Annotated in this window: 10 protein-coding genes and 3 pseudogenes; 5 read left to right on the top strand and 8 right to left on the bottom strand. The window is 48.9% G+C overall.

Annotated features, from left to right (window positions below; translation table 11 throughout):
• From H6F76_RS31455 to H6F76_RS29995, 3 genes and pseudogenes are all read right to left on the bottom strand, one after another.
• Window positions 1-65 (bottom strand): annotated as a pseudogene (locus H6F76_RS31455) (DNA-binding response regulator); the annotation flags it as partial.
• 12 nt (window positions 66-77) lie between these two features.
• The gene (locus H6F76_RS10110) at window positions 78-6,788 is read right to left on the bottom strand and encodes a PAS domain S-box protein (RefSeq protein ID WP_190507897.1); all 6,711 of its coding nucleotides are present in this window, start codon (window positions 6,786-6,788) and stop codon (window positions 78-80) included.
• Window positions 6,789-7,018: 230 nt separating this feature from the next.
• Window positions 7,019-7,183 (bottom strand): hypothetical protein, encoded by a 165-nt coding sequence (locus H6F76_RS29995; protein ID WP_206754363.1) that lies wholly within the window; start codon window positions 7,181-7,183, stop codon window positions 7,019-7,021.
• A 579-nt stretch (window positions 7,184-7,762) separates the two neighbouring features.
• Here H6F76_RS29995 and H6F76_RS10100 point away from each other — a divergent pair.
• The 5 genes from H6F76_RS10100 to H6F76_RS10080 all read left to right on the top strand — a co-directional run bounded on the left by H6F76_RS10100 (window position 7,763) and on the right by H6F76_RS10080 (window position 11,065).
• Window positions 7,763-8,449: a type 1 glutamine amidotransferase domain-containing protein gene (locus H6F76_RS10100; RefSeq protein ID WP_190507894.1), complete on the top strand. Its 687-nt coding sequence runs from the start codon at window positions 7,763-7,765 to the stop codon at window positions 8,447-8,449.
• 101 nt (window positions 8,450-8,550) lie between these two features.
• Entirely contained in the window at window positions 8,551-9,168 is a 618-nt protein-coding gene (locus tag H6F76_RS10095; protein ID WP_190507893.1) for an FMN-dependent NADH-azoreductase, read from the top strand.
• Between the two features lie 41 nt (window positions 9,169-9,209).
• Entirely contained in the window at window positions 9,210-9,788 is a 579-nt protein-coding gene (locus tag H6F76_RS10090; RefSeq protein ID WP_190507892.1) for an antibiotic biosynthesis monooxygenase, read from the top strand.
• Window positions 9,789-9,824: 36 nt separating this feature from the next.
• Complete coding sequence (locus tag H6F76_RS10085) at window positions 9,825-10,100, top strand: UBP-type zinc finger domain-containing protein (RefSeq protein ID WP_190507891.1); 276 nt, start codon at window positions 9,825-9,827, stop codon at window positions 10,098-10,100.
• A 35-nt stretch (window positions 10,101-10,135) separates the two neighbouring features.
• On the top strand, window positions 10,136-11,065 hold the full coding sequence (locus H6F76_RS10080) for a DUF5996 family protein (protein WP_190507890.1): 930 nt from the start codon (window positions 10,136-10,138) through the stop codon (window positions 11,063-11,065).
• A gap of 507 nt (window positions 11,066-11,572) precedes the next feature.
• Here the strand turns inward: H6F76_RS10080 and H6F76_RS10075 are convergent.
• The 5 genes and pseudogenes from H6F76_RS10075 to H6F76_RS10060 form a co-directional block, all read right to left on the bottom strand.
• Complete coding sequence (locus H6F76_RS10075) at window positions 11,573-11,974, bottom strand: RidA family protein (RefSeq protein ID WP_190507889.1); 402 nt, start codon at window positions 11,972-11,974, stop codon at window positions 11,573-11,575.
• 230 nt (window positions 11,975-12,204) lie between these two features.
• Window positions 12,205-12,324 (bottom strand): hypothetical protein, encoded by a 120-nt coding sequence (locus tag H6F76_RS31450; RefSeq protein ID WP_347276004.1) that lies wholly within the window; start codon window positions 12,322-12,324, stop codon window positions 12,205-12,207.
• Window positions 12,325-12,440: 116 nt separating this feature from the next.
• Window positions 12,441-12,487: pseudogene (locus tag H6F76_RS31445) on the bottom strand (hypothetical protein); the annotation flags it as partial.
• A gap of 433 nt (window positions 12,488-12,920) precedes the next feature.
• Complete coding sequence (locus tag H6F76_RS10065; RefSeq protein WP_190507888.1) at window positions 12,921-13,811, bottom strand: alpha/beta hydrolase; 891 nt, start codon at window positions 13,809-13,811, stop codon at window positions 12,921-12,923.
• A 120-nt stretch (window positions 13,812-13,931) separates the two neighbouring features.
• Window positions 13,932-14,408: pseudogene (locus H6F76_RS10060) on the bottom strand (shikimate dehydrogenase); the annotation flags it as partial.
• Window positions 14,409-14,562 lie beyond the last annotated feature (154 nt).

Genomic DNA, 14,562 nt, shown 5'->3' with positions numbered 1-14,562 from the left:
AATCCTTGCCGAAAAATAGCATGATCGTCTGCAATCAAAACCCGAATGGGCGTAGCTTGGCTCATCGTGATGCTCACTCAAGGGTTGACGGTGACAATAATCTCTGTTCCTTGCCCGGGTTGACTCCGAATCGTCAGTTGTGCGCCGATGCGCTCTGCCCGTTCGCTCATGCCGAGTAAGCCGAAACCCTCAGAGGCTGGAAGACTCCCAACGCCAAAGCCCTGCCCATTGTCTCTCACGCGCAAGCAAACCTGATCGCGCTCGTAGATTAGCTCCACTCGAATTTCGTCAGCATGGGCATGTCGAATCGCATTGGTTAAGGCTTCCTGCCCCATCCGTAGTAAGTTATTCTCGACTTCAGTCGGGAGAGCATACACCGCACCCTCAATCTCATAGTGCAAAGTGGTATCCATTGCGGCAGCTCTAGTCTGAGCGATGAGACAATGGAGAGCGCTCTGTAAATTGCCTTCTTCCAAAAGCTGAGGACGGAGCGCGACGACCGATCGCCGTGCTTCAACCAGTCCAGTGCGTGCCAATTCCTTGATCAGATCCAGGTGTGCCCCAGTTGCTTCTACATCATCCGTGAGCACCTGGTTTGCCGCGCCCACCTGAGCCAGAATACCTGTAAACGCCTGAGCCAGTGTATCGTGAATTTCGCGTGCCATGCGGTTGCGCTCCTCTAAAATTGAGGCTTCTTCGGCACGTTTGCGATCCGTAATATCTCGCGCCAGCCAAATCACCTGTTCGTGGTCGATTGGGGCAATGCGAGCTGAAAACCAGGCTTCTCGCCCATTTAGAAACACACTGTACTCGACCGTGAGGGTTTGTTGGGTGCTCAGTACCTGCTGAATATAACCTAGAAATTCATCAGCTTGTGCCTTTCCGAGTTGATGCATGGTTTGACCAATCATCTCCTCAAAGGGTTGCCATAACAGACTTGGTTCCAGTACCACTATTTCAAGCAATCGCCCTTCAGCAGACATTACAAACAATGGATCGGGAATTGCTTCAATTAGAGTCCGTAGCTTTGTCTCTGAGGCTTGTAGGGCTTCTTCTGCTTGTTTGCGATCGTTAATGTCAACGTGGGTTCCTAACATCCGTATGGGCTGACCTGATTCATCCCAGGCAACAATTTTGCCAACAGAAAGAGTCCATTTCCACTGACCATCCTGGGTACGCTGGCGATACTCTGCTTGATAGCTGGGGATTTCTCCAGCAATGTAAGCACGGTAGGTTGTGACAACTGAGTCTCTGTCATCAGGATGCAAACGAGCCATCCATTCGGAAATGGGTTCGTGGAATGTTGCTGGATTGTAGCCCAGCATTAAAGCGTATTCCGGGTTGACAGTTCTTTCTTCAGTTTTTAAGTCGAGATCGTAGAGCCCTTGATTTGAAGCGGTTAAGGCTAAGCGTAGTCGTTCTTCACTCGTTTGTAGAGCGGCTTCTGCTTGTTTGCGATCGCTAATATCTACAACCACCCCTTCGATGTAGCCATCGGCTGCATTCAGATAAGAAGAGAAAAGTACCCAAAACAATGTCCCATCTCGTTTCTGAACCTGGGCTTCAAAGTTTCGCACTTCCCCATCCCGCTTCAGCAACTCAAGGAATTGTTGGCGATCGCTGGGATTGACATAGTAGCCTGCAGTGTGTTCAATCCCAATGATCTCCTCTGGTGAGTCAAAGCCATACAGATTGGCAAAGCGTTGATTGGCATCGAGAATTAATCCATCCGAGAGGCGGGTGCGGTAGATGCCGACTTGCGAGTTTTCAAAGATCGCTCGGAACTTGGCTTCACTTTGTTGTAACGCAGCAGTTCGTTCTGCAACCTGTTGCTCTAAAGTGCAGTTGTAGTCGGCTAGGAGTTTCTCGGCTTGTTTGCGCTCTGTAATGTCCTGAAAGGTAGCGATCGCATGAGTGATATTGCCCTGTTGATCAAAAACTGGTGTTCCTCGTGCCTCAACTAGAATTGAGACATGATCTCGACGAATTTCTATATCTTCAGTCCTGATGCGTTCGCCCCTTAATGCCCGCACATTAGGCAGGCTCTCCGGTGGATAAATTTGATCCGTTCCCGCTACATAAAGCTGATAAGCCTCTGAGAGTTGCTCCAGTGCTATGGAAGTGTCAGTTTCTTTGCCTAGGAGTTGATTGCTGCATTGGTTGGCATAGTAAGGGCAACCCGTCGCATCTACGATCGCAATTCCCACCGGAATCGCTTCGAGGAACTGGGTGATCTTGCTTTCCTTAGCCTGCAGTTCTGAGTAAAGGTTGGCATTTTCGATGGCGATCGCTGCTTGAGTCGATAATAGCTGCAAGACCTGCGATCGCTCTGGTGTAAATACTCCAACTGCCAACCGATTTTCTAAATACAATACACCGACCAGCTTGGCTTGATTTAGCAGCGGCAAACAGAAAACAGATTGAGGCTGGTTCTGTTGAATGTATGACTCATTAATAAAAGCACCTTCACGAGTCGCATCATTTAAGGTGACAGGCTTTAGAGTCCGAATCACATATTGAATGATTGATTCTGGCAATTGATCGGCAATTGGAATAGACTGTAACACCTGAGTCGCACAAGAATTCTCATCAGCATTGAGTTCACAAGCCGCTTCAATCAACCATTCTCCTGAGTTTTCTAAAATCAGATATCCGGTTTGTGCGCCAGCATTCTCAATTACAGTCTGCATCAGTGATCGCAGCAATTGCTTCAATTCAATTTCACGAGAAATCGCCTGTGAAGCTTTCATCACTGCTGCTAAATCGAAAGCAGTATGGAAGGGATTAGAGATAGTTTCAGCAGTAATAGGAATTGATGCGGAAACGGCTCTAGACGACTGAGAAAAGAACTGTGGATAGCGAGTTTCTAAGTCTTTAACTTTAGCAGTTGCGCCCCAGCGATCGTAGCAATAGTGTGCTTCTTTCATGTAGAGCTGAGCAAATTTTTCCCGACCTCGCGCCAGATAATGTTTAGCCGCTAATTCATAAGCTAATGCTTCTTCTTGAATAAACTCATGCTCAGCAGCACCTGCAATTGCTTGTTCATAAAACTCTTCAGCCTCAAAGAATTGCCCTGAGACTCGCGCTTTCTCTGCTTCGACTAAATAAAATTTGTGGAGATAATTCATTGGGGCATGACTCGCCCACTTTCGCATCTTTTCTTGGTTGGAGCTAACACAACTTAGCCAAGCTGATTTTTCAGAGTTTGAAGCCTCAAGCGATAGGCTCAAAAGCACTAGAGAATGATAGAAACAGAATATAGGTAGACTTATTATTGCTGTCACATCTTCAAAATGTTGCCTTGCCAAAATAGCAGTCTGTTCAGCTTGATGGTGTTCTTCAAATAGATAACACAACATAACTTTGTGCAAATAGAGTATTTGGATTGCAGTTCCATCTTTAATTGCAATAGCGTGTGGCAACGCCTCATCTTCAACATATAATCTACCGATTAAGCGGCTGGGATTCTCAGCCCTGTCTAGCAAGTTAAGAATGGTCTGCCGCAATATTGTCAGCCAATTCGAGGGACTTTCTCGTCTAATTTGGTCAATCGATTTGCTGTAAAATGCTGTTTTTTGTTCCAGTTGGGCAAGTTCCTCTCCAGCAAAAAACGAGTTATAGCACAAGTAATATGCAGCATAACCAGCAGTTTCAAAGTCTCCAGTTTCTACTCCATCTTGATAGGCATCAGCCAGCATGGGTATTGTGTTCCTAAGATGCACTTTCCAGTGCATGATTTGGATACTCGACAACATTAATGCTTTAGCATTCCCTTTTTTTGTATTCAACCGTTCTGCCAAGCTGAGAGCCAGTTGTCCAAATTTATAACCGAGTTCAATGTCTTGAACAACTCCACATAGAACAGATCCGTAAGCAGCATAACTATGTGGTGACCAGGTAGTATTACCGTAGTTAATTGACAGATTTACCCTCTTACATACAATCAGTATCCACAGTGCTGGTAACGTTATAAATGCAGCAGACCCCATATTTGTTGAGATTGACACAGCTGCCAGTGGTTCTGGTGCAGTCATCTCTGGTAAATTAATCAAGTCTTCGATTTCTCGTTCAGCAAGTAGTGCAGCTGTTGACTCCAATTCCCTTTGAATATCTGCCCAACTTGGATTTTCTATTAAATCTATTCCCAAGAGCTTTAACGCTTCCAATCCAGTTTTGAGTGCTTCTCTCAGGTTACCCTGTGACAAATATCTTTGAATGCTATTATCGTAAACTTGCACTTTGTCAACCACTGTTTTGGCACGATCAAGTACCACTTCTACCAACTGTTCCATCTCATCAAAGCAACCCTGGAGATACGCCGCTTCTGCTGCTTCTGAGTACAGCGTTAAGGTGAGATCATACTCACTAAGCCAACTCTCTGAATTGAGGAGTTTAAGCCCTGTAGTGAAATACTTAAAAGCTGCTTCATAAGCCGTTGCTGCCTTTGCTTTCTGACCTGCCATTAAATTCAATCTGGCAATTTCAGTTCGTTCTGAGCGAGCAGTGACAAGCTCCGTTCCTTGATCGAGATGATCCACAATAGTAAACAGTCGATCGAATCGTTGCTCCGGTGAAGTTTTTTCGAGCAAATTGCGACCGATTTGGAGATGAACAACCTGTTTCTGTGATTCATCAATCAAAGCATAAGCCGCTTGCTGAACGCGATCGTGCAAAAACTTATACTCTTGAACCAACAAGTCTTCGTCCAATTCAGATAGAGGTTGAATTAATCCCGCTTGTATTGCTTCTGATAAATCCTGAAAAATTGCTTTCGGTGATTTTTCGCAAACGGTTCCTTCGGAGTTGCGCTCTGCGCTAAGCGCTAACGTTTCTAAATCAAACTCAGACCCAACACAAGCCGCGATGGAGAGAACTTGCTGTGTTGCTCCCGGTAATTTTTGCAACTGACGCAGCAGCAACTCCACCACATTATCGGTGATAGCTTGAGCTTCAATCTCAGCTAGGTTCCACTGCCAGCTCAACTGTTGGGCATCAAAGGTCAACAGGTTTTCGCTATGCAGCAGCTTCAAAAATTCACCAACAAAGAAAGGGTTGCCCTCGGTTTTACGCAACACGACTTGGGCTAAAGAACGAACGGTATCAGGATTGCAATGTAATGTCTCAGCCACCAGTTGAGTCAACGGTTCCAGTGTTAAGGGAGTCAGGATAATTTCCTGAAGTACTGCTCCCTGGTTTCGCAGGCTCTCTAGCATTAAGACCAACGGATGCGTTGGAGTCAGTTCGTTATCTCGGTAGGCTCCGATCAAAAACAGATACTGGATTTTCTCATCAAGTAAGATGAGTTCGATTAACTTCAACGTCGCAGAATCGATCCACTGTAGATCGTCTAAGAAGATGACTAGGGGATGCTCTTTTGCACAAAACGCCCGCACAAATCTTTGAAACGTGAGATTGAAGCGATTCTGTGCCTCAGTTGCCCCAACTTCGGGCACAGGTGACTGTTTGCCAATGATGAACTCAACTTCGGGAATGACATCAATGATGATTTGTCCGTTGCTGCCCAAAGCAGTGAGTAGACGCAATCGCCACAATTCCACCTGCTCATCCGGTTCGCTCAAGAGTTGCTGCACTAACTTTTGCAGGGCGTTCACAATGGCGCTGTAGGGAATGTTGCGCCCAAATTGGTCAAATTTGCCAGAGATAAAATAGCCTTGGTTTGCTGTGACCGGTTTATGGAGTTCCTGTACCAATGCCGTTTTGCCGATGCCAGCATAACCGGAGACCAGCATCATTTCACGATGCGGTGGTAGGGTAATGTCTTCTTCTGCTCCCCCACTTCTCCATTCCCCTACTCCCTCATTCCCTGCTACTCTGTCGAACGCCACCCATAATGCTGCAATCTCCGCTTCTCGCCCATACAGTTTTTGAGGAATGCGGAATTGCTCGGAAACATCTTGCAGTCCCAATGGCATAGGTTCAATTAAACCCACTTCTGCCAGTTGCTGGGCACAGCGTTCTAAATCTGCTTTGATGCCCCAAGCACTTTGATAGCGATCCTCCGCATTCTTTGCCATCAGTTTCAAAATCAGGTTTGAAACAGGTTCGGAAATCGTCGCGTTCAATTCATGCGGGGGAGTTGGCGGTCTGGCAATATGGCAGTGGACTAGCTCTAGGAGATCTGTAGTGGAAAACGGTAATTGTCCCGTCAACAGTTCGTAGAAGGTTGCACCCAGTGAATAAAAGTCGGTGCGATAGTCGAGCATCCGGTTCATTCGTCCGGTTTGCTCTGGTGACAAATAGGCGGGGGTTCCTTCTAGAAGATAGAGACTTTTGAATGTGGGATTGGTGCGACCGAAGCGAGTGGCAATGCCAAAATCAATGATTTTGACAACGCCAGTCCTCGGATTAAAGACAATGTTGCCAGGATTAATATCTTTGTGGATGACATGAGCCGCATGGATTTTGCCTAGAGTATCCGTAATGGCGATCGCCATATTCAAAAAAACCGACAGCGGCATGGGACAGAAGTCTAATTTTTGCCGCATCCAGCATTCTAAAGACTCTCCACCAAAGTCTTCCAAAAGAATAACCAGCGTGCGCTGATAGTCTTGCTGGCTGTATGCCTTGACTACGCCTTCAACATTGAGAAAGCGAGTAATTTCATACTCCTGCCTATAGCGAGTTAAATCCTGAGGAGAGGGATAATCCTGCTTGAGAACTTTGGCAATCACTGCACAGTTATCTTGCTCTCTGAGGCCCCGATACACCAAAGAAGCTAAGCTCTCATAGATTTTGCTGTGGATAGTAATTCCAGGCAGGGTAATCATTGAATGCTCTCCCGATGAAGGACTGTCATCCGTTTCCCAAAGTATATCGCTACCCGAGTGAACAACTCCGCACCCCAATCGGAGCAAAAGCCATGGAGACCTTGCGAAAAACCACGCTCCAGAGCAGTGCCTGTTCACTGGAATGATTGGTCGGCGGCACCGTCTCATTGTCGAGGAACAGCAGCAGATGCTTCTCAATAGTCAAGTAGTGCCTGAAAAATTGCTGTCCCTCAGGGGACTGGGGCTTCAGATTCAAGATCTCCCACAGGCTGCCTCGGAATCGAGAGCCGTAGCGCTGAAGCGTTGAGGCAGCTAGGGTCTGTCATCGTCGGTTCACGGCAATAGCTTGTAGTGACAGCCGCTTCATCCGAGGGCAAATAGGTCGTCGCCCGCATCAAAGGTGTGGGACATCGCTACCGGATTTTGCATTCAGACAGGGATGGTCGATCGGTTGTATGAATGTACTTTCGATCAAACTCGGATTCTAACTTAAGTTAGAGCCAGCCTTCTACTCTGCGATGGCATGGTTAATCTATCAATTTGCACTGTAAAAAATTTAACTTGCTATAGGCGACAGCTTGAAGGCAACCACCTACATTGATTTTGTGCAAACAGCCATGCAAATGGATCGAGCAAGTAAATTGCACAGTTTCATGCTTGAAGGCATGAATATTCAAGGTGCAACTGGGCGAATGCTCTTTGGGCATGTGACACGAAAATCTTAACTCTGTGCTTAACTTGCGGATCTTAAGTGATGAAATTTGGCGTTGTCTTGCAGACTCAGTTCATGGCGCGATCGCTTACGTCATCAACCCTTGAGGGTAAACAGACGTTTCACTTAAAAGCACAAGCAGAGATGTTTAGCTTTTGATTTCATTCTGCAATTGGCCCTAGTCGAGCTGATCGGCGGTTAGCGACTAAGCCCCATCGCCGTTTTGACCACAACTTGCAATTCATTTAACTCAGGAATAACCATGAAAATTTTGATGATTTTGACCTCCCACGACCAGCTAGGAGACACCGGCAAAAAAACTGGCTTCTGGCTAGAAGAATTCGCGGCCCCTTACTACGTGTTCAAAGATGCTGGAGCCGACATTACCCTAGCCTCGCCCCAGGGCGGGCACCCCCCGCTAGACCCCAAAAGCGATGAGCCTGACGCCCAAACCGAGGCCACCGCTCGCTTTAGCAAGGATTCTGACGCCCAAAAAGCTCTGGCCAACACCGCTGTGCTGGCTACGCTGTCAGCTGCCGACTACGACGCCGTGTTTTACCCCGGTGGCCACGGCCCACTGTGGGATCTCGCCGACGATACCCACTCCATTGCCTTGATCGAAGCCTTCTATGGGGCCAATAAGCCCGTGGCCGCCGTGTGCCACGCCCCTGGGGTGCTGCGCGATGCCAAAGCGCCCGATGGTAAGCCTTTGGTGCAAAATAAAGGCGTAACCGGCTTCACCAACAGCGAGGAAGATGCCGTGGGCCTGACCGATGTAGTGCCCTTTCTGGTAGAAGACATGCTAAAGCAGAACGGCGGCAACTACTCTAAAGCCGAGGATTGGCAGATCCACGTGGTGCATGACGGCCTCCTGATCACCGGGCAAAATCCGGCCTCTTCCGAGACGGCGGCCCAAGCCGTGCTACAAGCGCTGAGCGTCGCTCGGTAAACGAGCCTGGGTGAGTTCGACCACGGCCTGCACCAGTTTTTCGAGATCGAGGGGTTTGCTGAGGCCGCTGCATTCTTCATTCACAATCTGAGATTTATTCTATGACCCACATTCTCCATTTAGATGCGAGTCCGCGTGGCGATCGCTCCATCTCTCGCACGCTCTCTAGAGAGTTCATTGACCAGTGGAAAACCACTCATCCCAACGACACCATCACCTACCGTGATATTGGGCACTACCCTGTTCCTTTTGTGAGCGAAGACTGGATCGCGGCTGCATTTACTCCCTCCGATCAACATACACCTGAGTTAGCCGCTGCAATTCAAATTTCCGACGAATTGATCGACGAGTTTTTATCAGCCGATCGCTACGTTTTCAGTATCCCCATGTATAACTTCAGCATTCCCGCTAACTTCAAAGCCTATCTTGACCAGATTGTGCGAGCGGGACGTACATTCTCCGTTGATGAAACAGGTTACAAGGGACTGGTTCACAACAAGAAAATGACGATCATTATGGCTCAAGGCGGAGCCTACCCCGAAGGTAGCCCGACTCATGCCTATGATTTACAAACACCCTATCTAAAACTCATTTTTGGGTTTATTGGGATAACGGATGTTGAGTTCGTCTATGCCGATAGCTTGAATATGGGGGATGAAGCCCGTGAGCTGGCGATCGCTAATGCCCAATCTGCTTTAAGAGCAGCGATCGCGCATTAACTATCATCACTTTTTGGGTAGCTAAAGTTTTGAGGTCATGTGTGATGCTAGATCCACTGGTTGTGGGTACCGACGAAGACACCTATCAGGTAACCGCCATTATTTCTCACCTCATTCGAACTGGGCGTGAACAGGGGTATGAGGAGTGGTTGCACGGAATTGCGATTGCTGCCCACCAATTTAAGGGACATTTAGGGGTGAGTGTGATCCGTCCCGGTGATCACGCTCATCCTGAATATGTGGCAATTGTCAAATTTGATCATTACGACAACCTCAAAGCCTGGCTAGAATCCAGCGTGCGGCAAGAATGGTTAGAGCGGTTACAACCTTTGATTGAAAAGCCTGAAACCATTCAAACCCTGACAGGTCTAGAAACCTGGTTCATGCTTCCCAACAAACCGATGAAGGCTCCACCTCCGCGCTACAAAATGGCAATCGTGACATGGCTGGGAGTGTTTTTCACGATATCTATTCTCAATCGTTTGCTAGTACCGCTCTTAGCGGAGCTTCCGGCATTGCTTAGAACGTTGTTAGTTACAGGTCTAACGGTTGCCCTGCTCACCTACGTGATTATGCCGCGCCTCACCCAACTCTTTCGCAGATGGCTGTATCCCATTTGATCAAGTACATATCTTGCACATTCACAGGAATCCTCGATGTCTTGTCAACACCTGAACGAATTGACGCTAGAGGATATGATTTCAAAAGCCAATTACCCGGTATTTCGCTGTGAGGAATGCCTTCGAGTTGGCGATCGCTGGGTTCACTTGAGAATTTGCCAAACCTGCGGCAAAATGCTGTGCTGCGACTCGTCTAAAAATCAACACGCTCGCCGCCATTACGAAGAGAGCGGACACACGGTGATCAGTTCAGCCGAATTGGGAGAACAATGGCTGTGGTGTTTTGCCGACGAACAACAGAAGAACTATTGATCACGTACCCCTTTTCTACTCGCGAGGAAACCATAATGTCAAATCAGCCTGCCCTAACAGATATTTGGCCGAGTTTACCCCTAGACGCATGGCAGGATACCTATGCCACCCTACACATGTGGACGCAAATCATCGGCAAAATCCGATTGGCCCAAACTCCGTGGATTAATCATTCCTGGCATATTCCCCTCTATTTAACCGTTCGGGGACTGACCACTTCCACGATTCCCTATGGTAGCCGGATCTTTCAAATCGACTTCGATTTCATCGATCATGAGCTGCTGATTCAAACCAGCGAAGGGGCAAGACGGGTGATCGCTCTCTACCCTCGCTCTGTCGCTGATTTCTACCAGAACGTGATGGAAACGCTCAGTGCACTCGACCTTCATATCACCATTAACACCAAACCGAACGAAGTTTCAGATCCGATTCAATTTGAGCAGGATGAAACCCATGCTGCTTATGATGCGGACTATGCCAATCGATTCTGGCGAGTGCTGCTACAGTCCGATCGCGTCTTTCGAGAATTTCGTTCACATTTTTCCGGCAAGGTTAGTCCCGTTCATTTTTTTTGGGGAAGTTTTGATTTAGCCGTGACTCGCTTTTCTGGGCGATCGGCTCCAGAGCATCCGGGAGGGGTGCCAAATTTGCCGGATGTAGTGGCAAAGGAAGCCTACTCCCAGGAAGTCAGTAGTGCTGGATTCTGGCCCGGAGCCGGATTATCATACCCAGCGTTTTTTTCCTATGCGTACCCAGAACCCGATGGGTTTAAGCAGGCTGAGGTTCGTCCCGATGCTGCATTTTACAATAAGGAACTGGGTGAATTTATTTTGCCCTATGACGCTGTCCGTGAGGCAGAATCACCCGATCAGGCGTTGTTAGATTTCTTGCAAAGCACCTACGAAGCTGCCGCCAGGTTAGGCAACTGGAATCAAAAGGAACTTCAGCAGTTGACGTTTAAGTAGCAACTGCATTTCTTAATTGCGTTTGACTGGCAGATCTTCAGTGGTGAAATGTAGGAAAATTTCGCAGACTGGCTTATTGGACGCTTAAACCTTGAGCGTGAAGGTCAATGCCGATGAACCTATGGCAATACTCCAATTTTGGGAACCCGTCAGGGCATACTGCTGCGATTGCTTCCCTGGGAATGCAGATAAACTCAATTTTCTCCTCACCCTGTAAGGAACTCGTTGGCAATACACCAATGGTGTTCAAAGTCTGGCAGCCATCAGCCTCGACACCTTCCTTAATACCGGACACTTTGCCCTAGAAGAGTGTGGAGATGCGATCGCGAATCATATCCGTTGTTTTATGACCACTCACGTTGCGTGATCAAAGGCTATCTTACGAAATCACCCAACATGAAGGCAAACATCCTATGAATAGGTTCGCGCTCAAGAACGGCATCCGGCTGTTTCTCATCGTCACGCTCTTTCTACGCACAAGCGACAGCGCTGCCGTTTATGCGAACCTCACAGAACAATTGCAGTAACGCGGATTTCAATCCGCATCGTTGGCAGTCCAAGCGCCGCGACTCCTATCTGTGTCCAAATGGAGACGTGGTTGGGCATGTAGTGGAGATATAGCCTAACCATCGCATCGTTAACCTCCGCGGGCAACCCGCCAACATGGTAAGAATTAACGTGAACCACATGCTCCCAACTAGCACCGGCAGTCGCCAACGTTCGCTCTACGTTCTGAAACGCTTGAGCAATCTCGTCCGCAAGCAATTCGGGAATTTGCAGATCGTCATTCCAACCACCTTGGCCAGATGTCTCCACGCGATCGCCAATTTTTACCGCTTGCGAGTAATGCAATTCATCCAGCATGTATTCCCCATACCCGGGGGTGGCAAAAAACTCGGGCTTATCCATGGTGTTTCTCTGTTCAGTACGATTGTCGATAGTGGCTTCTAAATCCTTAGTTTTGGCACTGGAGGCAACCCACACTATGGCGAGTACTGCTGTAGCTTTTGCGAGTGAGCAGGGTTCTCCTAGCGGGGGCTGTTGGACCTGCGTCGTGCATGGGTAGGTCAAGATCTCGTGGGTGATTAGAAGAAACGTGAGACATGGTGATTTGCTCGTTTAATCTGGTTGCTGATAGTTCAGCCCATACCGGCGAGCACCATTACCGGAATCGTGGGCAGGTTGAAGACGACATGAACGACGACAGCGGGCCAGACCGAGCCACTGCGGCGCAGCAGCTCGGCACCGACAAGACTCATTACCACAGCTGAAGGGAAGACGATATTGATGCCGTGATCGAGGGCGAAAATCCAACGTGCTGCCCACGACTCCGATGAACGGACCGTAGCGCAGCAGCGCGTTGGCGACGACGCCCCGGAAGAGCAGCTCCTCGCCAAGGGGTGTGAGGAGACCGAGGAACATCGTCGCCAGAATTAGAGACAGTATTCCGCCACTGCCACCTTCGGCGTACATGGTCTGAGGGGTGGAGCTATCCCCGGTGATGGCGATGTAGGTCAGGTCCGCCAGACCTTTGACCACGAAGGTGACCACTCCCGCCCCAGCCCCGGTGATGAGCCAGCGTCTGGAGGTTCGGCGAACGCCAAAGGCGCGCAGGGGACGGATGCGGAGCAGCACAGCGGCAGCAAACCCGGCGATGCCAGCGACACCAGACAGCGCAGTGAAGACCAATCCGTAGACCACGGGGTCGAGCCCGAGCCGCGATAGCTGCGAGCCACCTCCGTACCCGACGATTGCGCAGACGACGAGACCGACAACGACTTCGAGCCAGTCTGGACGGGAGACTTTGTTTGGTGCGGACGCGGCGGGGGTCTTCTGCGGGTGGTCAGAAGACACTTTAGACATGGTGACGAATTCCTTTGATCTTAGAACTGAGCTGAAGAAAGTCTAGTAACACGGGATTGACCTGATCAGCGTGAGTCCTGTTGATGGCGTGCGGTCCGCCAGGAATGACAACATGTTGACTGTTTTTAATCAGCTTCAGGAGTCTTGCTGCGGTGGACTCAAGCGGCAAAATGCGATCGCTATCTCCATAAATGATCAAAGTTGGCACGTCAATGCGGGGCAGATCATCACGAAAATCAGTCAGCCAGGCCGGTACACCATCTAACGTTCCTTTGGTAGACGCACCGACGGCAACATTCCAACTGGCCTGAATGGCATCGTCGCTAATGCGCTGGTGTAACCTCTCGGAACGAGAATCGTCAAGCAACATATTCACCTTGAAGAATTCTCTGAAAAACGCAGCAAAATAGGCTGGAAGATCTTCAAAAATCGCTTTCATGATGCCATCGAAAATGCTTTGGTCAACGCCTTCGAGATTATCATCGATCTTCAGCAAAAAGGGCGGCACTGGGGCCATCAGAACGGCTTTCTGCACCCGCTCTGAGCCATATTTGCCAAGATAGCGCATGACTTCGCCTGTTCCCGTTGAAAAGCCGACTAACACAGCATCATGTAAGCCAAGCTTGGTCATTAGCACGTTCAAATCTGCTGCAAACGTATCGTAGTCATAGCCAAACGAGGGTTGGCTAGAAGCACCAAACCCTCGGCGATCGTAGGTAATCACTCGATACCCCGCATTTAGCAGCACTAAAACCTGCTTTTCCCAGGAATAACCGTTGAGGGGAAATCCGTGAATGAGAACAATCGGTTGACCTGTCCCAATATCTTCGTAGTAGAGATCAATGGTTGCAGAATCTTCTTGGCCAACACTAACGTAAGGCATTGAAATCTCCTATGAATACCGCATTGGATTCTCGTCTGATTAACCAAAGTGTAATGAGTTTTAATGCACGGTTTCTTTCAGATTTTTAGGATATTTTGTCAAATTCTTACGCGATAATCTTCAGGACACAGCGCTGATCAATTCCTCGCTTTTCGCCCAAAGCTGCTTAGCTTTGTTAGCGTCGAGCGCATACGACCTGACGCCGTCGGCAAATGGATTGGGCGTGTCGTCGATCGGCGCGATCGCGCAATCTTCAAGACAGTATTCACCAATCTCGTCTTTGTTAGCCACGACTGCGGCCCAGACCGACGTTGCGGCTGCCTGCGGAATTTCTTTCAACGCTTTCGGCGGCAGTCCCGCTTCGGTGCGCGCTGCGTCAACCGTCTGCAAAAGGCCCTGCAAGTCCTCCGGCGAGAAATGGCGGGGTAGATCCGTCAGACTGTTTCCGGGCATCACCGAAGCAGCCTGAAGGCCGCGATCGCGATGCCGCCTGTCAAACTCCACAGCGAACAATGAATTGGTGGTTTTCGACCGGCTATAAGCGACCCACGGATCGTACGCCTGCTCCTCGAAATTCGGATCGTCCCAGTCGATGTTGGTAGCGCGCCTGGAGCGACCACCCAGCGCCCATTGACTGGTATAGCAGCCAAAGGTGTTATTAGGACAGTATAGAAAAGTCGTGTCTCCACTGTACCCCTACGCCCAATGCCAGCCGCCTATAGTGATGACTTACGGGATAAAGTGCTTGCCG

Source organism: Leptolyngbya sp. FACHB-321, assembly GCF_014695975.1.
Lineage (GTDB): Bacteria > Cyanobacteriota > Cyanobacteriia > Leptolyngbyales > Leptolyngbyaceae > Stenomitos.
The sequence above is the reverse complement of the archived record's forward strand: the minus strand, read 5'-3'. Positions and strand labels throughout refer to the sequence as shown.

Bases quoted from the DNA above. Each gene is read 5' to 3' on its own strand.
- H6F76_RS10110 (WP_190507897.1), bottom strand. From the start codon at position 6,788: ATGATTACCCTGCCTGGAATTACTATCCACAGCAAAATCTATGAGAGC.
- H6F76_RS29995 (WP_206754363.1), bottom strand. From the start codon at position 7,183: ATGCGGGCGACGACCTATTTGCCCTCGGATGAAGCGGCTGTCACTACA.
- H6F76_RS10100 (WP_190507894.1), top strand. From the start codon at position 7,763: ATGAAAATTTTGATGATTTTGACCTCCCACGACCAGCTAGGAGACACC.
- H6F76_RS10095 (WP_190507893.1), top strand. From the start codon at position 8,551: ATGACCCACATTCTCCATTTAGATGCGAGTCCGCGTGGCGATCGCTCC.
- H6F76_RS10085 (WP_190507891.1), top strand. From the start codon at position 9,825: ATGTCTTGTCAACACCTGAACGAATTGACGCTAGAGGATATGATTTCA.
- H6F76_RS10080 (WP_190507890.1), top strand. From the start codon at position 10,136: ATGTCAAATCAGCCTGCCCTAACAGATATTTGGCCGAGTTTACCCCTA.
- H6F76_RS10075 (WP_190507889.1), bottom strand. From the start codon at position 11,974: ATGGATAAGCCCGAGTTTTTTGCCACCCCCGGGTATGGGGAATACATG.
- H6F76_RS31450 (WP_347276004.1), bottom strand. From the start codon at position 12,324: ATGAGTCTTGTCGGTGCCGAGCTGCTGCGCCGCAGTGGCTCGGTCTGG.
- H6F76_RS10065 (WP_190507888.1), bottom strand. From the start codon at position 13,811: ATGCCTTACGTTAGTGTTGGCCAAGAAGATTCTGCAACCATTGATCTC.